Consider the following 26,427-nt stretch of genomic DNA (forward strand, 5'->3'; position numbering starts at 1 on the left):
GCCCGCCGGTGAAGAAGACCTTCATGGGCGTGCGCCTGCGCAAGCTGCGGGCCGAGCGCGGCCTGTCGCAGGTGGCGCTGGCGCATGCGCTGGGCCTGTCACCGAGCTACCTGAACCAACTGGAGCAGAACCAGCGGCCACTCACGGTGGCCGTGCTGCTGAGGATCCACCGCGCCCTGGGCGTGGACATCCAGCAGTTCTCCGAGGACGAGGAAGCCCGCCTGGTGGCCGGCCTGCGCGAGGCGCTGGCCGACGCGCCCGAGCCGGTCACGCTGCCCGAGCTGAAGGAAGTGGCCGCGCAGATGCCGGCGCTCGGCCGCGCCCTGATCGCCCTGCACCGCCGCACCGTCGCGGCGCAGGAGCAGATCGAGACCATGGCCCTGCGCATGGGCGACGACCGCGCCGGCATCGCCGCGCCGCGCGCCATGCCCTTCGAGGTGGTGCGCGACTTCTTCTTCGCCCACCAGAACCACTTCGACGAAGTGGACCGCCAGGCGGAGGCCCTGGCGGCCGAGGCCGGCGCATCAGGCGGCACGCTGGCCGACTGGCTGGTGCAGCGCCTGCAGCAGCGCCACAAAGTCCGCGTGCTGGCCGGCACGGGCGATCACGAAGGCAAGCGGCAGTTCGATCCGGCGCGGCGCACGCTGCGGCTGTCGGCGTCGCTGGACGCGGCGCAGCAGGTGTTCCAGCTCGGCACGCAACTGGCGCTGATCGAGCACGCCGGGCTGATCGACGCGCTGGTGGACGCGCCCCCCTTCCACGGCGACGAGCCCTCGCGCCGGCTGGCGCGGGTCGGGCTGGCCAACTACTTCGCGGGCGCCCTGCTGCTGCCCTATGCGCCGTTCCTGCAGGCGGCCGAGCGGCTGCGCTACGACATCGACCTGCTGGGGCAGCAGTTCGGCGTCGGCTTCGAGACCGTCTGCCACCGGCTCAGCACGCTGCAGCGGCCGGGCGCGCCGGGCGTGCCCTTCTTCTTCGTGCGGGTCGACCGGGCGGGCAACATCTCCAAGCGGCAGTCGGCCACGCACTTCCACTTCAGCCGTACCGGCGGCACCTGCCCGCTGTGGAACGTGTACGAGGCCTTCGCGCAGCCGGGGCGCATCCTCCCGCAGCTGGCACGCATGCCGGACGGGCGCTCGTACCTGTGGATCGCGCGCACGGTGGCCAGCCGCCCGGGCGGCTACGGCGCGCCCGGGCGGGTGTTCTCGATCGGGCTGGGCTGCGACATCCGGCACGCGCCGCGGCTGGTCTACGCGAAGGGGCTGGACCTGCGCGACCCGGAGGCCGCCACGCCCATCGGCATGGGCTGCAAGGTCTGCGAGCGTCCGGACTGCCCGCAGCGCGCCTTCCCCTTCGTCGGCCGGCCGCTGGACGTGGACGAGAACCAGAGCCGGTTCACGCCGTACGGCGTGGCGCCCTGATCCCCTCAGGGCCGGCCCGGCGGCAGCGGCGAGAACTCGGCCGGCACCCAGGCATAGCCCTGCCCCTCGGGGCGCACGTGGCCCAGCCCCGGGAAGGGCAGGTGCGCGCCGGCCACCCACCAGCCCTCGCGCGCGGCCTGCGCCAGCAGGCGCCGGCGCGAGGCGACGGCCTGCGCACGGTCCACGTCGGGCTCGTAGCTGGCCGCGGGCCGTGCGAACTGCACGACGTGGTAGTGCACCACGTCGCCCCACACCAGCAGTTGCTGGCCGTCGCCAGCGCCGATCAGGTACGAGGTGTGGCCGGGCGTGTGGCCGGGCGAGGCCAGCGCCCGGACGCCGCCGGGCAGCGCGTCGCCGGGCCTGAAGGTGCGCAGCCGGCCCGCCGCCTGGTAGGGCGCCAGCGCGCGCCGCGCCAGGCCGACGATGAAGCGCAGCGCCTGCGGCGTGCGCGGCTCGGCCTCCGGGCCTTCCCAGTACGCCAGCTCGGCATCGTCGAGCCAGAGCGTCGCGTTGGGGAACGCGCGCGCGCCGTCCGCGCCCAGCACGCCGCACAGGTGGTCGGGGTGGGCGTGCGTCAGCAGCACGTCGTCGACGTCTTCCGGCCGGAAGCCGGCCGCCTTCAGATTGGCGGCGACCTGGCCCAGGCCGGGCCCGAAGCAGTCGGCCGTCCCGGCATCGACCAGCACGCGCCGCCCCTCCACCTGCACGAGATACGCGTTGATCGAGGTCTGCAGGCCTTGCGGACTTTCAGGCACGTAGCGCCGCTTCAGCAGCGCATCGACCTGCGCGGCGCCGAGGCCCTTGATCTGCGCGCGCGGCAGCGGCACGACGCCGTCGAACAGCGCGGTCACGCGCAGCGTGCTGCCGATGGCCTGGTGGTAGTAGCCGGGCACCTGCTGCCGGTGCGGGCCGTCCTGCGCGGCAGCGGCCAGCGCGAGTCCGGTGAACAGGGCTGCGGCGCTGCGGCGCAGCGCGGTGGGCAGGGAAACGGGCATCAGGGTCATGGAGGGATCGCTCGATCATGGATGCGGCGCGCGCCGCGGTCCTGCGATCGTGCCCCGGCCGCCGTGCGCGATCCGCTCAATCCGGTGCGCGGTCCGCTCAGCCGTTGCCGATCTGCCCCGGCTCCAGCCCGTAGCGCTGCGTGAAGCGGCGGCTGAAGCTCGCCGCGGAGCGGTAGCCCACGCGCGCCGCCACCGTCTTGACGGGCCAGTGCGTGGTGTAGAGCAGGTGGATGGCGCAGGCCAGGCGCGCCTCGGTGACCGCGTCCAGCACGGAAGTGCCTTCGGCCGCCAGGCGCCGCCGCAGGGTGGCGCCGCTCAGGCCCAGTTCGGCCTCGAAGTCGGCCGAACGCCAGGTGCGCTGCGGCGCCTCGGCCACCAGGGCGCGGATGCGCGCCGACAGGCTGGGCGGCGGCGGCGCCAGCATGGCGGTGTGGCCCAGGGCGCACAGGTGCACCAGCAAGCCGGCCAGCGCCGCGCGGGCCGGGCCGTACTCGCCCTGGCGCAGCGCATCGGCCCACGCGCCGAGCTGCACGGCCACGCGCTGCGCCGGCAGGGCCAGCACGTCCGGCCCGCCCTGCGCCACCGGCTGCGCCCACAGCGTGCGGGCGGCGATGAGCACCTCGTCGCACAGCGGCAGCGTGAGCGTGAGGTACACGCCCTGCTCGTCCGGCCAGTTGAAGGCGTCGAGCCGGCAGGGCCGCACGATCACGAACAGGTCGCCGGCCGCGAGAGACAGTTCATGGCCGCTGCCGTGCAGCCGCTTGCGCCCGCGCAGCACCACGGCCAGCGTGGGCCGGTCGATCCAGGCGCTGCGCACGCCGTGCTCGCGCCGGGCGGTGATGCAGACGTACGCCTCGGCGCGCGGGCACTCGGCCAGCGCGAGGAGGTCCGCCATGAGCGGCAGGGAGGGAGCCAGGGCCAGGTCGTTCATCGTGAAGGCGATGCGGGCGGAAGGCCCATGGTACGGCGCCTCACCAGCCGGCCGGCGCGCCTTCGAGCGCGCGGCGCGCCAGCAGAAACGTCGCCGCATTCCAGCTCTGCCCCGCCATTCCCATCGGCGCGAGCGTGCGCCCATGGAACCACTCGGTGAACCGCCACCCCTCCTGCGCGTTCGCCTCGGCCAGCCGCGCCAGCGCCGACCCGGCGCGCTCGGCCAGGCCCAGCCTGGCCAGCGCCATCACCCAGAAGCCGCCGACGAAGGGCCACAGGCCGCCGTTGTGATACTGGTGCGCCAGGTTCTGCCGGTGCCGGCCCATGTAGGCGCGCCAGAGCGGGTGGCTGGGCGCCATGGGGTGCAGCGTCACGCGCACCGGCCAGGGCTCGGCGGCGTGCGCAGCGTCGATGGCGCGCACGATGCGGTGCGCCATCGCCTCGTCCGCCAGGCCGCCGATCAGCGCCAGCAGGTTGCCGAACACGTCGCCCTCGTCGCCGACGAATGACAGGTTGACGAAGCTCAGGTACAGGCCGGGGTCGCGCCGGCCGCGCCGCGCGTAGTGGCGCAGCAGGCGGGCGCGGTGGTATTCGGGCAGGTCGCGCTGGAAGGGGTTGAACAGGTGGTTGAAGTGGTGGCGCGTCTCGTCGGCATGGTCCAGGCCGAAGCGGCGCTTGACCTCGAACCACAGCGCGTTGGTGTAAAGCACGTAGCCCGAGCGCGGCATGATGTCGGCCCAGTCGCTGGCCTCGTTCTGCTGCAGCAGGCGGAAGTGCTGGTGCTCCTGCGCCTGCAGCCAGCGGATGGCCAGCGCGGCCTCGCGTGCCCAGTGCTGCGCGCCGACGTCGCCGTGGCGGCGCACGTGGTCCACCGCGATCAGCCACCACAGCGTGGCGTCGATGCAGCCGAGGTACCAGAAGTCGGCGTCCTGCCCTTCGGGGTCGACGTATTTCGGGATCTGGCCGTTGGCGGCCTGCTGCGCGGCCAGCGCGTCGAGGCTGGCGACGGCGCCGCGCTCCAGCGACGGCACGCCGCTGCCGCACATCGCCATCACGCAGATGGCCGCGTCGCGCCCGAAGATGCGCGTGTAGCGGCGCGCCGCCGCGGCCTCGGTGCGGCTGGCCGCGAGGATGCCGTGCGGCGTGAGGTTGGCTTCGAGCAGGGCGAGCGAAGCCTGCGTGGCTTCGTCGATGAGGGTGTTCGGAACAGGGTCGGTGGATGTCATACGGCAAGGCGCGGCCGGCGCGCGGGCCGCATTGTCGTTGCGGCGGGCGCTATGCTGGCGAGCCCGCGACGCCCACCCGCTTGCACCCATCATGCCCCTGCGATCCGCCCCTGCGCCGCTGCCGATCTGCCTCGCCGCGGCAGCCCTCGCCACCGGCTGCGCCGGCACCACGCCGGCCGTCCGTGCCGAGGCCCCGGCCGAGGCGGAACACCGTCCCAGCGCGCCCTACCCCGCGGCGTCGATCCAGGCCAGGGAGCAGGGCCGCGTGGTGGTGCGGGTGCTCACCGGCCCCGACGGGCGCCCGCGCGAGGCGCAGCTGCACCAGACCAGCGGCTTCGCCCGGCTCGACCGCGCGGCGCTGGAGACGGTCATGCAATGGCGCTTCCGACCCACCCCGGGCGCCGAGGCTGTGTGGCGCGAGGTGCCGTTCACCTTCGGCATCGTCGGCGGCGGGGCGGTGCCGTGAGGCGCCGACCTCAGGGCCGGGCGCCCTGCGCGCCGCTGCCCACCTTGGCGGTGGCCACGTGCCCGCGCAGCTCGCGCAGCTTGGCCTTCAGGCGCCGCTCGTTCACCAGCCCGACGCGCATCATCGCCTTCTGCCCGGCCGAGAGCGATTCGAGCTTCGGGTCGGCGTATTCGTAGCGCACCCAGGGCTTCTCGCTGGGCACCTCGCCCTTGACCTCCACCACGCGGATGGCCACCGGCTCGGCCGGCTCGGGCGCGGCCAGCAGGTGGTCGATCACGGCCACCAGCCGGTCGTTGAAGTACTTGCCGGGGTAGCCCAGCTCCTCGTAGGCCTGCTGGAACAGCGGGTACAGCCGTGCATAGAGGGCCGCCGCCTTGCCGGCGTCCACGCCCTCGGCGAACAGCACGAAGGGCGTGTAGCGCGCGCCGTTGTCGGGTGCGACGGTGCGCTGCTCGCCCTCGCCCGCCAGCGCGAAGCGCCCCGGCGTGGGCCGCGCCGGCCAGGCCTGCACCGGCGCATGCTCGCGCGGCAGGTTGTCCACCGTGGCGACGAAACGGCGCGCGAAGCCCTCGGTCTGCAGGAAGGTGCCGACGCTCTTCGCGCCCAGCAGGCCGTCCAGCGCGGAGCGCACGCGCGCGTCGGCATCGGCCAGTGCGGGCAGGTCGGCGTCGGGCTGGGCGATCTCGTCGACCTGATTCTGCGGCTCGGTCGAGGCGGCGGGCGGCGTGGCGGGGGGCGCGTCGGGCGTGGCCTCCGGCGGCGGCTGCACGGCGGCGGCCGGCGGCGCGGCGCCTTCCGCCTCGCGCTGCTGCCACCAGCGCCAGCCGAACCAGCCCGCGGCCAGCAGCACGATCAGCACCAGGGCATAGAGGCCGACGGGGTGCCCGGCGCGGGGGCGGAAGTCGGGTTCGCGGTCAGTCATCCGGGCGGTTCCTTTCGTGCTCGAGCAAAAAGCCTCTCATTGGAGCGCGTGTGCGCCGCAGGTTCCGTAACGGGCTGTGAGCCGGCGCCTCAGCCGGCCCGGCCGAAGCCCCGGACCAGCGCCCGCACCAGCTCGGCCGCGGGCACCTCGCGGCAGCCGGTGGCGTTCTGGCCGGACCACAGCGGCGAGAAGTCGCCGCTGCCCTGCGCTTCGGCCTTGGCGCGCAGCGGCGCGATGGCGGCGGTGGCGAGCGGGAATTCGGGCGCGGCGGCACTCATCGGGCCGGCCTCGCGCAGCAGCCGGTTGACGATGCCGCGCGCCGCACGGCCGGTGAACAGGTTGGTCAGCGCCGTGTGGCGCGCCGCCTCGGACTTCAGCGCCGCCCGGTGCAGCGGCGTGGTGGTCGCTTCGTCGCACAGCAGCCAGGCGGTGCCCACCTGCACGCCGGCGGCGCCCAGCGCCATCGCGGCGGCCACGCCCTGCGCATCGGCGATGCCGCCGGCGGCGATGACCGGCACGCGCAGTTGCGCCACAAGTTGCGGCAGCAGCGCGAACAGGCCCGGCTGGCGCGTGAGGTCGTGCGAGAGGAAGTGGCCGCGGTGCCCGCCGGCCTCCAGCCCCTGGGCGATGACCGCGTCGGCGCCGTGCGCCTGCAGCCACAGGCCCTCCTCCACCGTGGTGGCCGAGGCCAGCACCACCGCGCCCCAGGCCTTCACCCGCGCCAGCAGATCGGGCGCGGGCAGGCCGAAATGGAAGCTCACCACGCGCGGGCGGAATTCGGCCAGCACCTCGGCCGCCTCCGTGCTGAAGGGGTTGCGCCCCGGCCCGGCGGGGATGGCGGCCGGGTCGATGCCGAACTCGCGCAGGAAGGGCGCCAGCGCCTCGCGCCAGGCCGCCTCGCGCGCGGCGTCGGGCACCGGCGCCTGGTGGCAGAAGAAGTTGACGTTGTAGGGCCGCTCGCCCAGCGCGTCGCGCAGCGCCGCCAGTTCGCTGCGCATCGCCTCCGTCGACAGCATCGCGCACGGCAGCGAGCCGAGCGCACCGGCGCCGCTCACGGCGATGGCCAGGCGGCTGCCCTGCACGCCGGCCATCGGCGCCTGCACGAGCGGGAATTCGGTGCCCAGCAGGGCGGCAAGGGACGAGGAAGAAGAAAGCATGCGTGTCGGTTCCTGGCGGCGGACGAAGGGCGCGGCCTGCACCACGATTGTGCGACCTGCCGCGCAGGCCGGTTCGCGCCGCGGTCCGACAACCCCATGCGCGCATCGCTGGCAGGCTGTGGGAACTCGCGCGCCGAACGCAGGTCGTTCTCTCACCCCGGAGCCCTCTTCTTGCCCTCGCCAGCCACGCCCGCCGCCCTGCCCGCCGCCCGCCGCTACCACGAGATCGATGCCGCCCGCGGCCTGATGCTCGTGCTGATGACGCTCACGCACGTGCCGACGATGCTCACCGACCCGGTCGGCCAGCCCTTCGGCTTCGTCTCGGCGGCAGAGGGCTTCGTGCTGCTGTCGGCCTTCGTCTGCGGGCTGGTGTACGGCCGCATCGGCTACGCGAAGGGGGTCGATGCGATGCAGCAGGCCTTCTGGCGCCGCGCCGTCACGCTTTACATGAGCCAGGCGGCGCTGCTGCTGTTCCTGTTCACCGTCATCACCGCGCTCGCGCTCAAGGTGCATCTGCAGTCGCCGGGCGCGCGGGAGCTGATCCTCTACTACCTGGCCCATCCGCGCGAGGCCTTCGCCTTCGCGCTGGCGCTGGTGTACCAGCCTGCCCTGCTGGACATCCTGCCGATGTACATCCTTTTCATGCTGATGAGCCCGTGGGTGATGGCCTGGGCCTTCCGCCACGGCTGGCGGCTGCCGCTGGCGCTGTCGGCGCTGGGCTGGCTGGCGGCGCAGCTGGACGCCACGCCCTGGCTGTACGCCACCGTGATGCAGGGCTGGCTGAAAGTGCCGGTGCCGTACGCGGAGACGGGCTCCTTCGACACCCTGGCCTGGCAGGCGCTGTGGTTCGGCGGCCTGGCGCTGGGCGCGGGCCGCTCGGCGCCCGGCGCGCGGCCGATCGCGCTGCCGGCGCCGTGGGTGCGGGCAGCGGTGGCGGTGGCCGCGGCCGGCCTGCTGTGGCGCCACCTCGGGCCCGGCGGACAGGCGCCCTTTGCCGACCACCACGCGCTGAACACGCTGCTGTTCGACAAGTGGCGCCTGGCGCCGCTGCGCGTGCTGGACCTGGTGGCCATCGGCATCGTCGCCCTGCGCTACGGGCCGGCCTGGCTGGCGCGGCTACCGCGCATGACCTGGCTGGAGACGATGGGCTCGGCCTCGCTGTCGGTCTTCTGCACGCACCTGGTGGCGGTGCTGCTGGTGCAGGCGCTGTGGGGCGGCGACCACCACGTGCGTCCCTGGTGGGGCGACGTGCTGATGCTGGCCGCGGTGTTCGGCGCGATGTACGCGGTGGCGTGGGCGGTGCAGCGGCACGAGCGGCGCAGCGGCAAGCGCCGCGGCACCTGCCCCACGCCGCGGCACGCGCCGGCGGCCGGGCACTGAAGCCGCGGCCGCTCAGGCCTTCTGCTGCGCCTCTTCCGCCTCCTGCAGCAGCCGCCACATGACCTTGCCGCTGCCGCTCTTGGGCAGTTTTCGCGGATTTCGGCGAACATCAGCGCACCAATCTTCCCTCTGTAGAGCGCGATCTTTGTTCGTGGTTGTGCGGTAAAGTACGGAACTGTTTTCCGTATCTGCTCCGTACTCAGGAATGGCCACCAAGATCGACACCGTGACCGCCCGCAACCGGCTCAAGCCGCGCCGCGAGCCGTATTGGCATCGGGTCAGCAAAGGCAACTACCTGGGCTTTCGGAAGATGACTTCGGGTAGCGGGGGATCGTGGATCGCACGCAGCTTCGATGAGGGCACCCGCAAGCAGGTCTATCACGCGCTGGGGGACTTCTCCACCCTCCCCGACCACCAGCGATATGACGCCGCCAACAAGGCCGCCCTGGCGTGGTTCGACCACCTCGGCAAGGGTGGCAGCAGCGACGTGGTGACGGTGGCCAGCGCCTGCAAGACCTACGTGGCCCATCTGCGGGACACCAAGGGCGACAAGGCCGCCGATGACGCTCAGGCCCGCTTCGCCCGCCACGTCCTCAGCGACCGCAAGTTGTCGTCCATCGAACTGACGAAACTGACACCAGCCCACGTCGAAGCATGGCGCAAGGCCCTGCGCGACAAGCCCACGCCGACCGGCCCCAACAAGGGCAAGGCGCGATCCGCGAGCGCCGTGAACCGCGACGTGAATTCATTCCGGGCCGCGCTCAACCTCGCGTTCAAGGATGGCCTGGTCACGTCCAACTTCGCATGGCGCGCCAAGCTGGCGCCGGCCAAGAACGCCGACAAGCGCCGCGACGTGTACTTGGACCTCGATCAACGCCGCAAGCTGATTGCAGCCTCGGCCCCGGACATGGCCGAGTTCCTGCGGGCGCTGTCCCTGGTGCCTCTGCGGCCTGGCGCGATGGCAGCCCTGACGGTCGCACAGTTCGACAAGCGCCTGGGCGTGCTCACCGTGGGCAAGGACAAGGCCGGCGGGGATCGGAAGATCCACCTTCCCGACACCACAGCCAAGTTCTTCGCCGCGCAATGCAAAGACAAGCTGCCCACCGCTCACATCCTCACGAACTCGCAGGGGCGGCCTTGGGGCCGTGACACCTGGGGCTACCAGTTCACACAGGCTGCGCAGCGATCCAGCATGCCGCCCAAGGCCAGCACGTACAGCGTGCGGCACAGCGTCATCACCGACCTGATCCACGCCGGCGTGGACAGCCTCACGGTGGCGCAACTATCGGGCACCAGCGTGGCGATGATCGAGAAGCACTATGGGCACCTTACGCGGGACCATGCAAGGACCGCGCTGGCTGCACTAAGTCTCTAGAACACGACAAAGATTTTGTAGACCCAACAGTTTTGCCGCGCCTAGGCTGATCCCCGAATCCCCGTGAACCTGACGGGCTGGCGCGGCACCTCTTTCAGGTGGCGTGAGGACGCTATGAGTGAAGACCAGCAACCGACTGATGTACTGTGCGTACGCGGATTCCGGGCGATTATGGAAAGGAGAAGCGAAGAGTATTGGCACATGGCAGAGCCCTTATGTCTTGGCTACTTCGAGGAGGGTCGCGACTACGTCATCACGCTTCTAAGCGTGATTCCTCCCGATGATGTGCAAGGCCAAATCTCCGAGCTAATGGATATTCACAGCCAGGACGAATTTCCCAAGCGAAAGCCTTCGGGGATGTCCAAATCAGTGTGGCTGCTGTTTTCCACTGGCAATCAATGCGATACCCATTCTGACGGCATCGCAAAGGTCATGCTGCTTGCATCGTTGCTCGCCTGGCTCGAATGTCAGGACCATCTCAATCGTGGGGATATCGGCAACTGCATTCTCACCTACGGGCAGGCGCTCATGCTGCTGGGAACGAGCATGGCGCGCGGCGTCGCGACCATGGCGAAAGATTCTTTACAAGCTGTCGCCAAGCGCGGCGCTGAAGCGCGTCACGAAGAGAATCGGTCCATCAAGGAAAGCGTGATGCGCTGGCTTGATGAAAACAAGGATCTCACGCTGCATGGTGACAACACAGCGTCCGAGATCGCCGGGAAAGTTGCGCCAATCAAGTGGCGGACGGCACGCGACTACATCACCGAATGGAAGAAGCTACGCTCTGCCGGCAAACCGTAGGCCGTGCGTGCAGACCGTAAGGTGTGCCGGCTAACAGGCTTCCTACTGTCCGCCTAAATACGGAGGATTGCGCCATCGTTTTGAAACACGAGGGCGCACATGCAAGCAACATCCATCGAGCAGTTCTGCAAGGACCACGATCTCAGTAGAACCCACTTCTACGAACTCCAGCGCAAGGGCGAAGGCCCGCGCGTAATGATGGTGGGCCGGCGTCGGCTCATCAGCATCGAAGCGGCAGCCGATTGGCGCCGCCGCATGGAGGTTCAGCCGGCCGGTAAGCAACGGGAGGAAGTAACGGCTTCGCACAGACCAACAACATCACGGTGCAGGGGAGCGTGGATCGGCGCACTGCCGAGCAGATTGCTGCCGAGCTGGGCCGGCGCACCCGGACGGCGATGTACAGGATGGGATGATTGCTGGCGCCCGCAGGGCGTTGCGAATAGCAGGATCTCAAACCTGCCCTGCGGCGCTATACCTCCCGACGGCAATCCCTCGCGTCGGGTTCGTTCAGGTATGTGAGTATCTCGGCGACATCGGTGCCAGCAACTCCCATCAAGCCGTTTGCTCTCGGATGCCGGAGTGATTGAATGACTTGCCGAAGACTGATGGTTGCAACGCCGCACTCTCTGATGCACTGTAGTTCATGGCGGGAGAGCACTACCGCATGCACCAGCTTGCGATCCCAGGTCAAGTTGGGCCAAGCGCGGTTCCGCATGTCCACCTTTACGTCGGCGTCAAACTTCCGAGCCACCCATGCAACGGCACATTCTTTGACGATTTCTGGTGTCCTGTGGCCGGCCGCCGCGGGACCGTTCGCCAAGCCAGCGTCAATGTGCTGTGGCAGCCACCTTGCAATGTAGCCAATAGGCCGAATACTGGCTTGGACCTCGACGTGCCAACCCTCGATTCGGCCCTCAAGTTGTCGGACGCCGAGCAGATCAATCTCCTGCACTCCGCGCCGAAGTCCGCGAATCGTGAAGAACCCTTCTCGGTTCATCCATTCGTCGACAAGGGTTTCAGCAAAGGCGGCCATACCGTGATTGGTGGTGAATTCTGATGCACATCAACGCGAAGCTTCGGGAAGATCAAGCCAGACACCGTACATCCCTGTGTCTCCGTCGCCACGGTCCCATCCACCTTTGACCTTTGCGCGTGCGTGCAGGCTGCGATGCTGCTTGCCTAGACCGCTTTTGCCCAGTTCGGCGCGGAATTGCTTGGCGAGCTTGCGCGGCAGGTAGCCGACTGTCATCCCGTTGATGGCTACGCGGATGGCGTTGGGGTCGTACTTGTTGTCGTCGTCGGGGATGAGTTCGGCCATGACCTCTTCATCAATGCCATCCTCCTCCTTCTCGCCAAAGATCCGGTCGAAAGCGCTTTGGTAGTTGCTCTCGCCGACGACCTCGAATGAGTAAGTGCCAGGGCCTCGAATCACGGCGATGTGCTCAGGCTCCGGTGATGAGGCCGGGCTATCCGTCCGCTTGCCGGCTCGCACAGCCTTCACGATGACAAAGACGATCAGTGCCAGCACCAGCCAGTGCCAGATCGAGAACGCTTCCATCCACTACTCCTCGCGAGATGCCTTGTCCACGACAAGGCCGTAGTGCGTCTCAAGGTGCTTGATGACTCTGAGCAGCCCCATGCCGATGTGCAGATGGTTGGCACCGAAACCATAGTAGGCACCACGCACTTCCGAGGCCGTAGCGTCCCGCGCAAGGCGGCCGTACACCTTGGACTTCTCGCCGTCGCCGTTCACCACTGTCAGGGGATAGCGGTACTGACGCCCCTCGCCCAAGAAGACGCCGCCCGGCCCCCAGTTCTGGATGCTGGCGTTATAGGTTTCGCCACCGATCAGAAACTCCAACTCCTGCAGCAGCTTGTGCCTCGCTTCCGAGATCGGCTCATGCCGAACGCCCACACCGTGTGCCATCGCTCACCTCCTGGGCCCATCATGACGCCGCCTGCTGGCGAGTGCAACAGGAAGTAACCGGAGGCGCTGCGAGATTTCGTCAGTTTTGTCAGTTCGTCCCGGGGGCTTCTGTGAAAAACGACTGATGGTGCTGGCGGCGAAGCGAACCTTCTTCTACCTAGGGTTTGCCGCATCTGATTTGGCATTCCTTTTCACAATGAATAGGAATACCATTTCTCCATGGACAGCAAGAAATCGGTTGGCGGCGCAAGGCCCGGAGCGGGGCGCAAGCCTCGTGTTGCAGGCGCTCCCGCCACGGCGCCAGTCAGCATCAAGCTCTCGGACGCGCAGCGCGACAAGCTCAAGCGCCTGGGTGGTGCTCCCTGGGTGCGCCGCAAGATCGACGACGAGCCCGAACCGCCGAAGAAGGAGTGATCGCCGCGCCTCGGGGCGGACCTCGGCTCAAAAGTGAGCCCAGGTGATCCGAGGCACCAAAGCGAACGGCCACAGGAGTAGTGATCCTGCAGCCGTTCTAACCGCAACGTGCAACCTCGCGAAAGGAACCGCACATCATGGCTACCCGTATTGTCGCCCCGGGAGGGGCTACCCACGCGCGACCCCGCACACTTCCCCCAGCATTGGTGCGAAAGCTCCATGCTTGGGAACTGATGCATCTGCGCATCCACGCCGCCGAACTGGAAGCGGAGACCGAGCGACTTCATGCTGAGGTCGAGCGTCTCCAGCGAGAGCTGGCGTGCGCCGACGACTGTGCCGAGATGTGGCGCCGCGACGTGGAGCGCATGCAGGAGGCCGGCGCCGCAGTCGGCATGACGGTCGATGGTCATCTTCACCTGCTGGAGGTGGCTCATGGCTAAGCAACCTGCAGTGCCATGAACCGCATCAACTCGATTGCCGAGGGCCAGGGTGCCCAGTACCGAGACGAAGGTTGGCACGCCATCCACCAGGCAGTGTCCAATGTTGCTCGGCGCGAGGGGGGGCAGCATGGCTGAACGCGATAACGACTGGCTGCTGCCTACCGATCTGCAGGCACTGCTGAGCGAGACGAATCACGAGATCAACATGATTGCCGATGGCATCGTCCGGCTGCTGGAGATCAAGCGCGACGACGATTTCCTCATGTACCACGGCATGCTGGCACGCATTCAGCAACTCAGCACGATCCAGTTCCATGCGCTCCGTCTGCACGGCGACAAGGGCAAGGAGGCCGCCCACAACTGGGGGGCCAGCTCCGATGATCTGAGGCACTTGGGTCTGATCTATAGGGGCATCGGCCTCTGATCGAGAAACGCGCAGCCAGCAAGGCCCTTCGGGGCCTTCTTCATTTCCGCCTAGGCACCGCCCCTTTTCCGCACTATTTCCGTACAACGCCACCAATCTAGATGAATGCTATGCAATTCATAGCGTCAAATCCTTATTCTGAGCCGTCCTCCTGCTCCTGCAGCAGCCGCCACATGACCTTGCCGCTGCCGCTCTTGGGCAGCGCGTCGGCGAACTGCACCTGGCGCGGCACCTTGTAGGCCGCCATGTTCTCGCGGCACCAGGCGACGATGTCCTCGGCCGTGGTGTCCTTGTGGGTGGGGCGCAGCACCACCACCGCCTTCACCGACTCGCCGCGGTAGGCGTCCCTGGTCGAGATGACGCAGGCCTCCTGGATCGCCGGGTGCCGGAACATCAGCAGCTCCACCTCGGCCGGCCAGACCTTGAAGCCGCTGGCGTTGATCATGCGCTTGAGGCGGTCGGTGATGAAGAAGTAGCCGTCCTCGTCCATCCGGCCCATGTCGCCGGAGCGGAAGAAGCGCTTGCCCTCGAACTCGATGAAGGCGGCGGCGGTCGCGTCGGGCCGCTTCCAGTAGCCCTGGAAGACCTGCGGTCCGTGGATGATGATCTCGCCCGACTCGCCCACCGGCAGCTCCTGCAGCGTCTCCGGGTCCACCACGCGCGCGTCGACGCTCATGAAAGGCATGCCCAGGCACTGCTGCTTGGGGTGGTCGGGCGGGTTGCTGTGCGAGGGCGCCGCCGTCTCGGTGAGGCCGTAGCCCTCCTGGTAGGCCAGGCCGAACTCCTCCAGCAGCCGCTGCGCCACCGCCTGCGGCATGGCCGCCCCGCCGCCGCCGATGTAGATCAGGCTGGACAGGTCGTAGTCCTTGAAGCGCGGGCTCGCCATCAGGTCGATGACCATGGTGGGGATGTTGGTCCAGCTCGTGACCTTCCACTTCGAGATCAGGTGGCCGGCCACGTCGCGGTCCCAGCGCGGCATGAGCACCAGCGTGGCGCCGGCGAGGATGGCCGTGTGCATCATGCTCACGATGCCGGTGATGTGGAACATCGGCACCACCGCCAGCACCACCGTCTCGGCGCTGGCGCAGCCCCACATCTGGCCCGCCACGGCGTTGTGCATCAGGCTGGAGTGGTGGTGGATGCAACCCTTGGGCAGCCCGGTGGTGCCGCTGGTGTAGGGCAGCAGCGCCATGTCGTCGGCGCCGGCGGTGTGCTCGGGCGGCGGCGCGTTGCGCGCGATCAGATCGGCCCAGGCGTGGACCTCGCCGCCGTCGAGCTGCGGCAGGGGCCGCACCGGCAGCAGCCAGTCGCGCCAGGCCAGCGCCATCGCGGGCGTGTCGGCCGCGGCGGCGTCGAAGGCGTCGGTGAACTGGCTGACCACCAGGTGCGCCAGGCGCTCGCCCGGCGGCAGCGCGCCGCTGGCCTTGGCCAGCTCGGGCGCCAGGTCGGCGGTGGTGATGGCGACCTTCGCGTCCGGGTCGCTGATGTAGTGCTTCAGTTCCTCGGCCCGGTTCATCGGGTTGACCGGCACCACCACCGCGTTGGCGCGCAGGATGGCGAAATGCGCGGCCACGAGCTGCGGCGTGTTCTGCATGTCCAGCAGCACGCGGTCGCCGCGCTGCACGCCCAGCGCATGCAGCGCGCCGGCCAGCGCATCGACCTGGGCCGCCAGCTCGCGGTAGGTGGTCACGCGGTCGAAGTACACCAGCGCCGGCTTGTCCGGGTAGCGCTCGGCGGAGGTCTTCAGGTTGTGCCACAGCGAGGTGGCGGGCAGCGTGATCTGGTAGGGCAGGCGCTTGGGCCAGAAGCGGTGATGGGGGCGTTCCTGGATCTCGGCAGGGATGGGCATTGCGGGCGGTCTCCGTGAAGACGCCGAGCGTACGCCGAGGGCCCGCCGCGGGGCATGCGGGGAAGCCCCGCCGGGCGTCACCTGGGCGACGCCGAACGCCCGCGGCCGGCCACCCGGCGGCCTACGCCCCGGGTCCGCACCGTCCTACCCGCGCGCGGCAGGGTCCGCGCCACCATGGGGCGAACGCCAAGGAAGCGATGCGATGAGCCCCACCCACACCTCGCCACCCGGCGGGAACCCGCCGCCCGACGACCGGGGCAGGACGAAGGTCGAGCAGCAGTCCGGAGAAGGAACGCAGCGGGCCCCGCGCCTGCCGCACGAGCGCGACCAGTCCAGCGACAGCCAGCAGATGCGCGACGGGCGGCCGTCCACGAAAGGGCGGCGTGCGCTGGAGGACGTCGAACGCGGCGTCGTCGACACCGACCTCGGCCCGCCGCTGGAGCGTGCCCGGCGGAACATGGGCGGCGACAAGCGCTGAGCGGCTGAGCGCCCGCGGCCTCAGCCGAGGAAGCCTTCCAGCCGCTGGCGGATGATGGCCTCGGCCTCGGCCATGGTGCGGTCGACCAGCTCCCTTACGGTGGGCACGTCGCGGATCAGCCCGGCCACCATGCCGCAGCTCCAGGCGCCGGCCTCCATGTGGCCCTCGCCCATCACCTTGGGGTAGATGCCGGCCACCTGCTCGAAGATGTCCTCGATCTTCAGCGCCGCGCCCTTCTCGCGCTCGATCTCCAGCAGCCGCTCGACGCCGGCGTTGTTCAGCACGCGCTCGGTGTTGCGCAGGCCGCGCATGATCAGGCGCGTGTCCAGCTCCGAGGCGGCGACGATCGCCTGCTTGACGTTCTCGTGCACCGGCGCCTCCTTCGTGGCGATGAAGCGGGTGCCCATGTTCATGCCCTCGGCGCCCAGCGCCAGCGCCGCCACCAGGCTGCGGCCGTCGGCCATGCCGCCGGAGGCGACGAAGGGGATCTTCAATTCCTCGGCCGCGCGCGGCAGCAGGATGAAGTTAGGCACGTCGTCCTCGCCGGGGTGGCCGCCGCACTCGAAGCCGTCCACGCTCACCGCGTCGCAGCCGATGCGCTCGGCCTTGAGCGAGTGGCGCACCGAGGTGCACTTGTGGATCACCTTGATGCCGGCGGCCTTGAGCTGCGGCATGTGCTCCTCGGGGCTGCGGCCGGCGGTTTCCACGGCCTTGACGCCGCCTTCGATGATGGCCGCGATGTATTCCGGATACGGCGGCTTGGCGAAGGTGGGCAGGAAGGTGAGGTTCACGCCGAAGGGCTTGTCCGTCATCTCGCGGCAGCGCGCGATCTCGCGGGCCAGCAGCTCGGGCGTCTTCTGCGTCAGCCCGGTGATGATGCCCAGGCCGCCGGCGTTGGACACGGCCGCGGCCAGCTCGGCATAGCCGACGTGGTGCATGCCGCCCTGGATGATGGGGTGCTGGATGCCGAAGAGTTCGGTGATGCGGGTTTTCAAGCGGTGTCTCCCGGGGGTGGGGGTTGAGCAAACCCGCCGATCATCGCCACGACGGGGCGGGGCGCGCTGCCACGCTGGCGACAAGGCACCCGGCGGGTGGCACGCGAGCGGCGTGGCACGCCTCGTGCTTGCAGGCAGGCGATTCTCTTCCAACGACCCCGGAGCCTTGCCATGAAGATCCCCCGACGCCTGTTCGCCGGCGGCCTGCTGACGGCCGCCGCGCTGGCCGCCGCCGGCGCCGCCCAGGCGCAGAACGCGCTCGACAACATCATGAAGTCGAAGACGCTGAAGATCGCCATCCCGACCGACTACCCGCCCTACGGCTTCGTCGGCACCGACATGGCGCCGCAGGGCCTGGACATCGACGCGGCGAAGCTGATCGCCAGCCGCATGGGCGTGAAGCTGGAGCTGGTGCCGGTGACCAGCGCCAACCGCATCCCCTACCTGCAGACGAAGAAGGCCGACCTGGTCATCTCCACGCTGGGCAAGAACGCCGAGCGCGAGAAGGTGATCGACTTCTCGTCGGCCTACGCGCCCTTCTTCCAGGGCGTGTTCGCGAAGAAGACGATGCCGGTGAAGGACTTCAAGGACCTGGTGGGCAAGTCGGTGGCCGTGACGCGCGGCGCGATGGAGGACCAGGAGCTGAACAAGGCCGCCCCGCCCGGCGTGGACTACCGCCGCTTCGAGGACAACAACGCCACCGTGGCCGCCTACGTGGCCGGTCAGACGCAGGTGATCGCGATGAGCGGCGCGGTGGCGGCCGAGATGATCCGCAAGAACCCGCAGATCAACACCGAGTTCAAGCTGCTGCTCAAAGACAGCCCCTGCTTCGTCGGCATCGCCAAGGGCGAGGACGCGCTGAAGGCCAAGGTCAACGAGATCATCGCCGCGGCGAAGAAGGACGGCACGCTGGACAAGCTGTCGAAGCAGTGGCTCGGCAAGCCCGCCGGCGACCTGCCCGTCTGATGAGCTTCGACTTCTGGGCCGTCCTCGCGGAATGGCCCCTGCTGCTCAAGGGCGTGGCCTGGACGCTCGGGCTGACGGCCATCGCCACCGTGCTCGGCATGGCGGTGGGCGTGGCCTGCGCCTGGGCCCGCGCCTGGGGGCCGGGCTGGCTGAAGTGGATCGTCGGCACCTACGTCGAGCTGATCCGCAACACGCCCTTCATCGTGCAGTTGTTCTTCATCTTCTTCGGCCTGCCGGCCGCAGGCGTGAAGCTCACGCCCGAGGCAGCCTCGATCATCGCGATGGTGCTCAACCTGGGCGCCTACGCCACCGAGATCGTCCGCGCCGGCATCGAAGCCACGCCCAGGGGGCAGATCGAGGCCGCCGTGAGCCTGGCGCTGAACCGCGCGCAGGTCTTCCTGCGCGTGGTGCTGCCGCCGGCGATGAAGAAGGTGTGGCCGGCGATGGTCAGCCAGATCATCATCGTGATGCTCGGCTCGGCCGTGTGCAGCCAGATCTCGGTGGAAGACTTGAGCTACGCCGCCAACCTGATCCAGAGCCGCAACTTCCGCGCCTTCGAGGCCTTCATCGTCGCCACGCTGGTCTACCTGGGCCTGTCGATCGCCGTGCGCCGGCTGTTCGACTGGGCGGGGCCGCGCTTCTTCTTCGGCCGGTGAGCGCGGCATGGGCGAATTCACCCTCTGGGACATCCTGCGCAACCTGCTGCTGGCGCTGCGCTGGACGGTGGTGCTCTCGCTGATTGCCTTCGTCGGCGGCGGCATCGTCGGTGCGCTGCTGCTGGCGCTGCGGCTGCGCGGCGGCCGGCTGACGGAGAAGCTTATCGCCGGCTACGTGCAGCTCTTCCAGGGCACGCCGCTGCTGATGCAGCTCTTCCTGGCCTACTTCGGCATCGCGCTGCTGGGCGTGGACGTGTCGGCCTGGACGGCGGCCGCCGTGGCGCTGACGCTCTACACCAGCGCCTTCCTCACCGAGATCTGGCGCGGCTGCGTGGCCGCCATCCCCAGGGGACAGTGGGAGGCCTCCGGCAGCCTGGCCCTCGGCTTCGGCGAGCAGTTGCGCCACGTCATCCTGCCGCAGGCGGTGAGGATCGCCATCGCGCCCACCGTCGGTTTCCTGGTGCAGGTCATCAAGGGCACGGCGCTGGCCTCGGTGATCGGCTTCGTCGAGGTGACCAAGGCCGGCAGCATGATCGCCAACGTCACCTTCCGGCCCTTCACCGTGTTCGCCTGCGTGGCGCTGATGTACTTCGCGCTGTGCTTCCCCGTCAGCCTCTACGCCAGGCACCTCGAAAGGAAGACCCGTGGCAGCCGTCCTTGATGCACCGACCCACGTGGAGCCCGGTGCGCCCATCGTCCGCATCACCGCGCTGAAGAAGTCCTACGGCGCGAACCAGGTGCTCAAGGGCATCGACCTGGAGGTTCTGCGCGGCGAGGTCATCGCCATCATCGGCAAGAGCGGCTCGGGCAAGAGCACGCTGCTGCGCTGTATCAACGGGCTGGAGGAATTCCAGGAAGGCGCGCTCACGGTGGACGCCAAGCCGCTGCTGCACGAGAGCGCCGCCGCCATGCGCGAGCTGCGCCAGCGCGTGGGCATGATCTTCCAGAGCTTCAACCTCTTTCCGCATCTGACGGTCGGGCGCAACGTGATGCTGGCGCCGACGCTGGTGAAGAGGCGCGCGAAGCCCGAGGCCGAGGCGCAGGCGAGGAAGCTGCTGGCCCGCGTCGGCCTGGCCGAGAAGTTCGACGCCATGCCCGACCAGCTTTCCGGCGGCCAGCAGCAGCGCGTGGCCATCGCGCGGGCGCTGGCGATGGAGCCGGCCGTGCTGCTGTGCGACGAGATCACCTCCGCGCTCGATCCCGAGCTGGTCGGCGAGGTGCTGCGCGTGGTCGAGTCGCTGGCCGACGAGGGCATGACGCTGCTGATGGTCACGCACGAGATGAACTTCGCGCGCAAGGTGAGCGACCGCGTGATCTTCATGCACCAGGGGCGCGTGCACGAGATGGGGCCGCCGGCGGAGCTGTTCGGCAGCCCAAAGACGCCGGAGTTGAAACAGTTTCTTTCGTCGCTGCACGATTGAGACGGCACGCACCGTTCGGGCTGAGCCTGTCGAAGCCCTGGTGCCGCGCTTCGACAGGCTCAGCGTGAACGGTCGGGGTTCATTCAAGGCGACCTGACGCGCCGCCGTTCGGGGAACCGCTCACAGCCCCCACAATCGAAGCGGCCATGCCGCTCGCCGCCCGTCCCGCCCCCGCCCTCCTGCACCGCCGCACGCTGCTGACCGGCCTGGCCGGCGCCGCCACCGCCATTGCCCTGCCCGCCCGCGCCGGCTTCAACTTCTTCACCAGCGAGTACACCGCCACGCGCGCCGAGCTGGAAGCCCAGGTACGCCGCCGCTTCCCGCTGCAGCAGGGCTACGGCGGGCTGTTCACGGTGCAGCTGTCCGACCCGCGGCTCGGCCTCCAGCCCGCCGCCAACCGCGCCGCGCTGACCCTGCGCGTGGCCATCGCCAGCCCCTTCCTCGACCCCGGCACGGTGGGCGGCTGGCTGGCCATCAGCAGCGCCCTGCGCTACGACGCGCCGGCCCTGACGCTGCGCCTGGACCAGCCGCGCGCCGAGCGGGTGGAGCTGGAGGGCCTGGGCGGCCAGGACGCGGCGCGGCTGCAGCGCGCCGGCGCCGCCGTGGCGCAGGAGGCGCTGCAGGGCCAGCCGCTGCACACCTTCAAACCCGAGGAGCTGACCGTGGGCCGCAAGACCTACGAGATCGGCGACATCACCGTGCTGGACGACGGCATCAAGGTGCAGTTGCGCTGAGTGCCGCGGGGGCCGCCGCGCGCCGGCGGCAGAATGCCGTGCATGAACCCGACGCGCCGATCCGCCCTCCTCGCCCCGGCCCTGCTGGCACCCTGGCTGCTGCCCGGCTGCGCCGCGCCTTCCACCGCCAGGCGCGGCAGCCCCTTCGACCTACAGGCCCACCGCGGCGGCCGCGCCCTCTCTCCCGAGAACACGCTGGCCGCCTTCGAGCGCGCGATGGAGATCGGCGTGACCACGCTGGAGCTGGACATCGCCCTCACCGCCGACGGCGTGCCCGTGATCTCGCACGACGCCGTCCTCAACCCCGACCACACGCGCGACGCGCAGGGCCGCTGGCTGGCGGCGGCGGGCCCGGCGATCCACACGCTCACGCTGGCCCAGCTGCAGGCCTACGACGTGGGCCGCACCAACCCGGCGACGAAGTACGGCCAGCAGTTCCCCCGCCAGGCGCCGCGCGACGGCCAGCGCATCCCCACGCTGGCGCAGCTGTTCGACCTCACGCGGAGCAGGGGCGCCGACGGCCTGCGCTTCAACATCGAGACCAAGACCGACCCCACCCGCCCTGCCGCCGGCGCCGCGCCGGAGCCGATGGTGCGCGCCATCCTGGCCGAGGTTCGCCGCGCCGGCGTGGCGCCGCGCGTGACGATCCAGAGCTTCGACTGGCGCACGCTCGCGCTGGTGGCGCAGGAGGCGCCGCAGCTCGCGCGCGCCTTCCTCACCAGCCCGCGCACGCTGCGCGACGCCCGCTGGACGGGCGGCCTGCGCGTGGAGGACGCCGGCTCGACGCCCCGCCTGGTGCAGGCCGCGGCGGCCGGCGGCACCGGCCCGGTGACCTGGGCGCCCGCCTTCGCCGACCTGACGGCGGCGCAGGTGGCCGAGGCCCATGCGCTGGGCCAGCAGGTGATCCCCTGGACCGTGAACCGCCGCGAGGACATGGCCCGGCTGATCGACCTGGGCGTGGACGGCCTCATCACCGACGAGCCCGACGTGCTGCGCGCCCTGATGCGCGAGCGCGGCATGGCGCTGCCGCGGGGGCTGAAGAATTGAGCGCGCCCCTCGACGCACTGGACGCCATCGCGCGGCACCTGGACGCCACGCGCCGCGACGGCACTGTCGTCGGCCGCCTGTGCGACACCGCCCGCCACGCCGGCCCGCTGCACCAGGCCCTGCCGCCGCGCTATGCCGAGGTGCTGCTGAACCTGCTCGACCGCCTCGAATCCAGCGCGCTCTTCAGCGAGGAGAGCTGCTCCTTCAGCCAGAAGGACCTGCTCGACAGCCTGCAGCTGTGGATCGACAAGGCGCGCGCCACGCTGAACTCCCGTCCGTCGAACCCATGACCGCCACGCTCCCCACCCTGCCGCCCGAGGTGCACGACCAATGGGTCGCGCTCCCGCAAGGGCGCCTGTTCACCCGCGCATGGCAGCCGGCGGCGGCCGCCGGCGCGGCGCCGATCCTCATGCTCCACGACTCGCTCGGCTGCGTGGCGCTGTGGCGCGACTTCCCGGCGCTGCTGGCCCAGGCCACGGGCCGGCGCGTGATCGCCTACGACCGCTGGGGCTTCGGCCGCTCCGACCCGCGGCCCGACCTGCCCGCGCTCGGCTTCGTGGCCGAGGAGGCGCGCCTGGTCCTGCCGGCCCTGTGCGAACAGCTCGGGCTGGACGCCTATGTCGCCCTGGGCCACAGCGTGGGCGGCGGCATGGCGATCTGCGCGGCTGCCGCGCAGCCCACGCCCTGCCGCGCGCTGGTCACGATCGCCGCGCAGGTCTTCGCCGAGGACCGCACGCTGGAGGGCATCCGCGTGGCGCGCGAGCAGTTCAAGGACCCGCTGCAACTGGAGCGCCTGGCGAAGTACCACGGCGACAAGGCGGCCTGGGTGGTGCGCGCCTGGACCGATACCTGGCTCTCGCCGCGCTTCGCCGACTGGACGCTGGTCGACTTGCTGCCGCAGGTGCGCGTGCCGGCGCTGGCCATCCACGGCGAAGAGGACGAGTACGGCACCACCCGCCACGCCACGCTGATCGGCCAGGGCTGCGCGGGCCCCGTGCAGGTGGAGCTGCTGCAAGGCATCGGCCACGTGCCGCAGCGCGAGGACCCGCAGCGCGTGGTGGGACTGATCGCCGCCTTTCTCGACCGGCACGACGGCGCCTCGCCCTGAGGCGGAGCCGTCAGTCCGGCTTCAGGCCCGCGCGCTCGATGACCGGCTTCCAGCGCTGCAGTTCCTCGCGCATGAAGGCGGCGAGCTGCGGCGGCGTGCTGCCGACCGGATCGAAGTACGCCGTCAGCAGCTTCTGCCGCGTCTCCGGCTCGGCCAGCACGGCGGCGATCTCGCGGCTCATGCGGTCCACGACCGGCTGCGGCGTGCCCTTGGGCGCCATGTAGGCGAACCACGGCACGGCCTGGATGTCGGGCAGGCCCGACTCGCGCAGCGTGGGCAGGTCGGGCAGCAGCGCCGAGCGCTCGGCCGAGGTGACACCCAGCGCCTTGAGACGACCGGCCTTGACCTGCGGCATCACCGTCACCGGCGGCAGGCAGGCGAACTGCACGTCGCCCTGCACCAGCGCCGTGACGGCCTGCGCCGAGGAGGCGTACGGGATGTGCACCGCGAAGGACTGCGTCCTCGCCTTGATGAGTTCCACCCCCAGGTGCGAGATCGAGCCGTTGCCGGTGGAGGCGAAGTTGTACTTGCCCGGGTTGCGGCGCAGCGCGTCGAGCCAGCCCTTGACCGAGTCGATGCCGAGCTGCGCGTTGGCCGCGCAGACGTTCGGCGTGGTCGCCGCCAGCGAGACGGGCACCAGATCGCGGAAGGGGTCGTAGGGCAGGTTGCGGTACAGCACCGTGTTGTAGACCAGTGGTGCGTTGACCGAGAGCAGGAAGGTCTGCCCGTCGGGCGCGGCCTTGGCGACGAGGTCGGTGCCCGCGTTGCCGCCGGCGCCGGGCTTGTTCTCCACGATCACCGGCTGGCCCAGGCGCTGCGCCAGGCGGTCGTTGACGATGCGCGCCAGGATGTCGGGCGAGGAGCCGGCGCCGAAGGGCACGACGACGCGCACCGGGCGCTGCGGCCAGTCCTGCGCCTGTGCGGACGCGGCCAGCAGCAGCGCGCCCGCGGCGATGGAAACGAAACGTCGAAGCGTCATGCCTTGCCCTCCTGAATCGGCATCATCTGCGCATGGTCCTGCTGCTCGCGCGCGATGAAGCCGGCCACCATCGCGCGGTAGCAGGCATCCACCACCTCGGGGTACGCGCCGTGCTGCTCTGCCAGCCGGCGCACCTTGTCGAACACCTGCTGCTGGCGCTGCGGCGCCGAGACCTGGAAGGCGTCGTGCTTGAAGCGGGCGGCGTCGCGCACATAGCGGCCGCGCTCGGCCAGCAGCGCCACGATCTGCGCGTCCAGCGCGTCGATGCGCTCGCGCACCTCGGCGAGGTCGCGGCACAGCGGCACATAGGCCGGGTCGATGAAGCGCCGCAGCGGCGGGCCGTGCGGGTCGGGTTCGGTGCCTGCGCCGCTCATATCGGGTAGATGATGGAGTTGGGGATCATCTCGCTGTCGTACACGACGAGGCGCACGGCGAAGCGCAGGCCCTGCGGCGTGCGCACCACCTCGTCCAGCGTGCGGCCGACGTTGAACACCGTGCTGAGCTGCGAGAGCTTGGTGCGCAGCACCGCGTAGTTGGCCTCGCAGTGGATGCGGCCGGCCTCCACCTTGCGCACCAGCGGCGCGCCGACCACGTGGCGCTGGTAGTACGGGTCGTGGTAGAGCGTCTCGCGGATGCCGTAGACGCGGTCGCGCAGCATCGCCTTGCTCTCGAAGGAGAGCGTCGCCAGCGGGAAGCCGCGCTCGTGGTTCTCGCGCGGCTGCAGGCGGTAGCTGCATTCGTCGGTGAAAAACTCGGGCCAGGCGTCCCAGTCGGCCGCGTCGAGCGCCGAGGCGTAGCGGGCATAGAGCTGCGTCAGCTCGAAGAATTCCTCGAAGTTCAGCATCGTCACTTCTCCATCACCTTGCGCCAGTACGCGTACATGCCGCGGATCAGGCCCTCGGTGACCATGTGGTCGGTGTCCTCCGCCGTGCGCCCGCCCAGCTCGGCCAGCGCGCGGTGCCAGGGCTTGCTCTCGAAGCCCTGCTGCGACAGCTCGATCACCTCGCCGTCGTCGGCCGAGACGAAGCCCGCCGGGCCGAACAGGTTGGCCTGGCGCAGGCGGCGGCGCAGCATCTCCTCGCTGTCGTCCTCGAAGGCGAAGTGCGTCCATTCGAAGAAGAAGGCCCCGTGCCCGTCGGGCTGGATGTGGCGCGTCGAGACGCTGTTGACCTGCTGCTGCAGGATCACGCTCGGGAACAAGGTCGTCATCACGGCGGTCGGCCCGCCCCACCAGGGCTCCGGCACGATGTCGAGGAAGCGGTCGTCCTCCAGCTTCATGCTCTCCTTGAAGCTCGACACCGCCGTCGTCGCCTGCCCCGCCTGGCCTTGCGTGCCGCGGGTGGAGATCATGGCCGCGTGCCGGTGGTGCGCGTCCATCACGAGCTGCGACTTGTTGTCGGCCCGCCAGAGCCCGAAGGTGACGAACCAGGTGTGCAGCAGGCCCGGGTGGTACGGGTCCTTGATGTTCTCCTGCATCAGCTTCCAGTTGCCCGGGATGCGCTGGCGGTTGTAGCCGAGGATCTTCAGCTGGCGGCCGTTGAAGAGGCGGTCGAACCACTTCAGGATGACCGGCCCCATGTAGTCCTCCAGCGATTCGACCTCGTGGTCGAAGCTGGCGAACACCACGCCGCCGCGCGTGGCGACCTTGAGCTTCGTCAGGCCGTGCTCGTCGGTCTTGAAGTCCTCCGGCATGCCGCCCTGCATCTCGCCGTCCTCCCCGCGCACGCCGCGGCGGAAAGGCACGCCCACCAGCTTGCCCGAGAGGTTGTAGTTCCACTGGTGGTAGGGGCAGGTGAAGCTCTTGCGGTTGCCGTGGCGCTCGCGGCAGAAGGCCATGCCACGGTGCGCGCAGACGTTCTCCAGCACGTGGACCTGCCCGTCGGCGGCGCGGACCATGATGACCGAGCGCTCGCCCGCCGCCGTGCGCTTGAAGTCGCCGGGGTTCGGGATCTCGGCCTCCAGGCCGACGTAGCACCAGTGGCCGCGATAGAAGAAGCGCTCCAGCTCCTCGCGGTGGCGCTGCTCGTCGGTGTAGGCGGCAAAGGGGATGCGGCTGGTGCCTTCGCTCTCCCAGCGAATGGGCACCGCTTCGGCGGTGTCGTTCATCGTGGCTGTCTCCTGTAGATAGTGCCCCCAGGACCGGGCTGCGCCCAGCCCGCCCCCCGAGGGGGACAAGAAAACTTGGGGCGGCCCGGCGTTTTCCTGAGTGCTGCCGATGATCGGCGCTGCTGCTCTATCCACCAATAGAATCCCGTGAATACGCGCCATCACCATCATGAATATGGATCTGCAGGACATGGACCTCAA

At 69.8% G+C, this 26,427-nt stretch carries 31 protein-coding genes; 18 read left to right on the plus strand and 13 right to left on the minus strand.

The genetic code is table 11. The annotated features are described in order from the left end of the window. Window positions 1-8: 8 nt before the first annotated feature. Window positions 9-1,421 carry a short-chain fatty acyl-CoA regulator family protein gene (locus ACIY1X_RS04155; protein ID WP_399678203.1) on the plus strand — a complete coding sequence of 471 codons (1,413 nt, stop codon included), beginning with the start codon at window positions 9-11 and terminating at the stop codon, window positions 1,419-1,421. A 5-nt stretch (window positions 1,422-1,426) separates the two neighbouring features. Here the strand turns inward: ACIY1X_RS04155 and ACIY1X_RS04160 are convergent, their stop codons facing one another. From ACIY1X_RS04160 to ACIY1X_RS04170, 3 genes are all read right to left on the minus strand, one after another. Continuing rightward, entirely contained in the window at window positions 1,427-2,425 is a 999-nt protein-coding gene (locus ACIY1X_RS04160; protein ID WP_399678205.1) for an MBL fold metallo-hydrolase, read from the minus strand. A gap of 97 nt (window positions 2,426-2,522) precedes the next feature. Then, window positions 2,523-3,356: a helix-turn-helix transcriptional regulator gene (locus ACIY1X_RS04165; RefSeq protein WP_399678207.1), complete on the minus strand. Its 834-nt coding sequence runs from the start codon at window positions 3,354-3,356 to the stop codon at window positions 2,523-2,525. 40 nt (window positions 3,357-3,396) lie between these two features. After that, window positions 3,397-4,581 carry a glycoside hydrolase 100 family protein gene (locus tag ACIY1X_RS04170; protein WP_399678209.1) on the minus strand — a complete coding sequence of 395 codons (1,185 nt, stop codon included), beginning with the start codon at window positions 4,579-4,581 and terminating at the stop codon, window positions 3,397-3,399. A gap of 91 nt (window positions 4,582-4,672) precedes the next feature. On the opposite strand from ACIY1X_RS04170, the gene ACIY1X_RS04175 reads away from it, so the two are divergent. Continuing rightward, window positions 4,673-5,047 (plus strand): energy transducer TonB, encoded by a 375-nt coding sequence (locus ACIY1X_RS04175; protein WP_399678211.1) that lies wholly within the window; start codon window positions 4,673-4,675, stop codon window positions 5,045-5,047. A 10-nt stretch (window positions 5,048-5,057) separates the two neighbouring features. Here ACIY1X_RS04175 and ACIY1X_RS04180 read toward each other — a convergent pair whose 3' ends face one another. Together ACIY1X_RS04180 and ACIY1X_RS04185 are read right to left on the minus strand one after the other, a co-directional pair. Beyond that, on the minus strand, window positions 5,058-5,969 hold the full coding sequence (locus tag ACIY1X_RS04180; protein ID WP_038209823.1) for a DUF3014 domain-containing protein: 912 nt from the start codon (window positions 5,967-5,969) through the stop codon (window positions 5,058-5,060). A gap of 89 nt (window positions 5,970-6,058) precedes the next feature. Beyond that, window positions 6,059-7,126, minus strand: a complete 1,068-nt coding sequence (locus tag ACIY1X_RS04185; RefSeq protein ID WP_038209826.1) for a nitronate monooxygenase family protein — start codon at window positions 7,124-7,126, stop codon at window positions 6,059-6,061. Between the two features lie 171 nt (window positions 7,127-7,297). Between ACIY1X_RS04185 and opgC the strand changes: the two genes are divergently transcribed. The 4 genes from opgC to ACIY1X_RS04205 all read left to right on the plus strand — a co-directional run bounded on the left by opgC (window position 7,298) and on the right by ACIY1X_RS04205 (window position 11,739). Next, window positions 7,298-8,506, plus strand: a complete 1,209-nt coding sequence (gene opgC / locus ACIY1X_RS04190; protein WP_399678213.1) for an OpgC domain-containing protein — start codon at window positions 7,298-7,300, stop codon at window positions 8,504-8,506. Between the two features lie 205 nt (window positions 8,507-8,711). Beyond that, window positions 8,712-9,881 (plus strand): tyrosine-type recombinase/integrase, encoded by a 1,170-nt coding sequence (locus tag ACIY1X_RS04195; protein WP_399678214.1) that lies wholly within the window; start codon window positions 8,712-8,714, stop codon window positions 9,879-9,881. A 63-nt stretch (window positions 9,882-9,944) separates the two neighbouring features. Beyond that, window positions 9,945-10,682, plus strand: coding sequence for a hypothetical protein (locus tag ACIY1X_RS04200; RefSeq protein WP_399678216.1), 738 nt, complete (start codon window positions 9,945-9,947; stop codon window positions 10,680-10,682). Window positions 10,683-11,562: 880 nt separating this feature from the next. Beyond that, complete coding sequence (locus ACIY1X_RS04205; protein WP_399678218.1) at window positions 11,563-11,739, plus strand: hypothetical protein; 177 nt, start codon at window positions 11,563-11,565, stop codon at window positions 11,737-11,739. Between the two features lie 6 nt (window positions 11,740-11,745). Here ACIY1X_RS04205 and ACIY1X_RS04210 read toward each other — a convergent pair whose 3' ends face one another. After that, window positions 11,746-12,240 carry an HIRAN domain-containing protein gene (locus tag ACIY1X_RS04210; RefSeq protein WP_399678219.1) on the minus strand — a complete coding sequence of 165 codons (495 nt, stop codon included), beginning with the start codon at window positions 12,238-12,240 and terminating at the stop codon, window positions 11,746-11,748. A 3-nt stretch (window positions 12,241-12,243) separates the two neighbouring features. After that, window positions 12,244-12,609, minus strand: a complete 366-nt coding sequence (locus tag ACIY1X_RS04215; RefSeq protein ID WP_399678220.1) for a hypothetical protein — start codon at window positions 12,607-12,609, stop codon at window positions 12,244-12,246. A 219-nt stretch (window positions 12,610-12,828) separates the two neighbouring features. On the opposite strand from ACIY1X_RS04215, the gene ACIY1X_RS04220 reads away from it, so the two are divergent. The 3 genes from ACIY1X_RS04220 (at window position 12,829) to ACIY1X_RS04230 (ending at window position 13,887) form a co-directional block, all read left to right on the plus strand. Beyond that, on the plus strand, window positions 12,829-13,023 hold the full coding sequence (locus ACIY1X_RS04220; RefSeq protein ID WP_399678221.1) for a hypothetical protein: 195 nt from the start codon (window positions 12,829-12,831) through the stop codon (window positions 13,021-13,023). Window positions 13,024-13,256: 233 nt separating this feature from the next. After that, complete coding sequence (locus tag ACIY1X_RS04225; RefSeq protein WP_399678223.1) at window positions 13,257-13,463, plus strand: hypothetical protein; 207 nt, start codon at window positions 13,257-13,259, stop codon at window positions 13,461-13,463. Between the two features lie 127 nt (window positions 13,464-13,590). Continuing rightward, on the plus strand, window positions 13,591-13,887 hold the full coding sequence (locus ACIY1X_RS04230; protein WP_399678225.1) for a hypothetical protein: 297 nt from the start codon (window positions 13,591-13,593) through the stop codon (window positions 13,885-13,887). Window positions 13,888-14,020: 133 nt separating this feature from the next. Here the strand turns inward: ACIY1X_RS04230 and ACIY1X_RS04235 are convergent, their stop codons facing one another. Further along, window positions 14,021-15,736 carry a long-chain fatty acid--CoA ligase gene (locus ACIY1X_RS04235; protein WP_399678226.1) on the minus strand — a complete coding sequence of 572 codons (1,716 nt, stop codon included), beginning with the start codon at window positions 15,734-15,736 and terminating at the stop codon, window positions 14,021-14,023. Window positions 15,737-15,938: 202 nt separating this feature from the next. On the opposite strand from ACIY1X_RS04235, the gene ACIY1X_RS04240 reads away from it, so the two are divergent. Further along, window positions 15,939-16,214, plus strand: coding sequence for a hypothetical protein (locus ACIY1X_RS04240; RefSeq protein ID WP_399678228.1), 276 nt, complete (start codon window positions 15,939-15,941; stop codon window positions 16,212-16,214). 20 nt (window positions 16,215-16,234) lie between these two features. Here the strand turns inward: ACIY1X_RS04240 and ACIY1X_RS04245 are convergent, their stop codons facing one another. Then, on the minus strand, window positions 16,235-17,209 hold the full coding sequence (locus tag ACIY1X_RS04245) for an NAD(P)H-dependent flavin oxidoreductase (protein ID WP_399678230.1): 975 nt from the start codon (window positions 17,207-17,209) through the stop codon (window positions 16,235-16,237). Between the two features lie 171 nt (window positions 17,210-17,380). Between ACIY1X_RS04245 and ACIY1X_RS04250 the strand changes: the two genes are divergently transcribed. From ACIY1X_RS04250 to ACIY1X_RS04285, 8 genes are all read left to right on the plus strand, one after another. After that, window positions 17,381-18,175: a transporter substrate-binding domain-containing protein gene (locus ACIY1X_RS04250; protein WP_399678231.1), complete on the plus strand. Its 795-nt coding sequence runs from the start codon at window positions 17,381-17,383 to the stop codon at window positions 18,173-18,175. Then, window positions 18,175-18,831 carry an amino acid ABC transporter permease gene (locus ACIY1X_RS04255; RefSeq protein ID WP_399678233.1) on the plus strand — a complete coding sequence of 219 codons (657 nt, stop codon included), beginning with the start codon at window positions 18,175-18,177 and terminating at the stop codon, window positions 18,829-18,831. The genes ACIY1X_RS04250 and ACIY1X_RS04255 overlap by 1 nt, the downstream gene beginning before the upstream one ends. Before the next feature lie 7 nt (window positions 18,832-18,838). Continuing rightward, window positions 18,839-19,492: an amino acid ABC transporter permease gene (locus ACIY1X_RS04260; protein WP_399678235.1), complete on the plus strand. Its 654-nt coding sequence runs from the start codon at window positions 18,839-18,841 to the stop codon at window positions 19,490-19,492. Then, window positions 19,476-20,252: an amino acid ABC transporter ATP-binding protein gene (locus ACIY1X_RS04265; RefSeq protein ID WP_399678237.1), complete on the plus strand. Its 777-nt coding sequence runs from the start codon at window positions 19,476-19,478 to the stop codon at window positions 20,250-20,252. The genes ACIY1X_RS04260 and ACIY1X_RS04265 overlap by 17 nt, the downstream gene beginning before the upstream one ends. A gap of 146 nt (window positions 20,253-20,398) precedes the next feature. Next, a complete protein-coding gene (locus ACIY1X_RS04270) occupies window positions 20,399-20,986 on the plus strand; it encodes a DUF1439 domain-containing protein (RefSeq protein WP_399678238.1) in 588 nt (195 codons plus the stop codon). 42 nt (window positions 20,987-21,028) lie between these two features. After that, window positions 21,029-22,033: a glycerophosphodiester phosphodiesterase gene (locus ACIY1X_RS04275; RefSeq protein WP_399678240.1), complete on the plus strand. Its 1,005-nt coding sequence runs from the start codon at window positions 21,029-21,031 to the stop codon at window positions 22,031-22,033. Window positions 22,034-22,071: 38 nt separating this feature from the next. Next, window positions 22,072-22,323: a hypothetical protein gene (locus ACIY1X_RS04280; protein WP_399678259.1), complete on the plus strand. Its 252-nt coding sequence runs from the start codon at window positions 22,072-22,074 to the stop codon at window positions 22,321-22,323. Continuing rightward, window positions 22,320-23,141 carry an alpha/beta fold hydrolase gene (locus tag ACIY1X_RS04285; protein WP_399678242.1) on the plus strand — a complete coding sequence of 274 codons (822 nt, stop codon included), beginning with the start codon at window positions 22,320-22,322 and terminating at the stop codon, window positions 23,139-23,141. The genes ACIY1X_RS04280 and ACIY1X_RS04285 overlap by 4 nt, the downstream gene beginning before the upstream one ends. Window positions 23,142-23,151: 10 nt before the next feature. On the opposite strand, the gene ACIY1X_RS04290 is transcribed toward ACIY1X_RS04285, so the two are convergent. The 4 genes from ACIY1X_RS04290 to ACIY1X_RS04305 are packed head-to-tail and all read right to left on the minus strand — an operon-like array spanning window position 23,152 to window position 26,226. Further along, complete coding sequence (locus tag ACIY1X_RS04290; RefSeq protein ID WP_399678244.1) at window positions 23,152-24,120, minus strand: Bug family tripartite tricarboxylate transporter substrate binding protein; 969 nt, start codon at window positions 24,118-24,120, stop codon at window positions 23,152-23,154. Further along, entirely contained in the window at window positions 24,117-24,494 is a 378-nt protein-coding gene (locus tag ACIY1X_RS04295) for a chorismate mutase (protein WP_038209862.1), read from the minus strand. The genes ACIY1X_RS04290 and ACIY1X_RS04295 overlap by 4 nt, the downstream gene beginning before the upstream one ends. After that, entirely contained in the window at window positions 24,491-24,964 is a 474-nt protein-coding gene (locus ACIY1X_RS04300; protein ID WP_211260244.1) for an aromatic-ring-hydroxylating dioxygenase subunit beta, read from the minus strand. The genes ACIY1X_RS04295 and ACIY1X_RS04300 overlap by 4 nt, the downstream gene beginning before the upstream one ends. A 2-nt stretch (window positions 24,965-24,966) precedes the next feature. Continuing rightward, window positions 24,967-26,226, minus strand: a complete 1,260-nt coding sequence (locus tag ACIY1X_RS04305; protein WP_399678247.1) for an aromatic ring-hydroxylating dioxygenase subunit alpha — start codon at window positions 26,224-26,226, stop codon at window positions 24,967-24,969. Window positions 26,227-26,427: the final 201 nt, after the last annotated feature.

This window comes from Xenophilus sp. (assembly GCF_044462705.1).
GTDB classification, from domain to species: Bacteria; Pseudomonadota; Gammaproteobacteria; order Burkholderiales; family Burkholderiaceae_C; genus Xenophilus; species Xenophilus azovorans.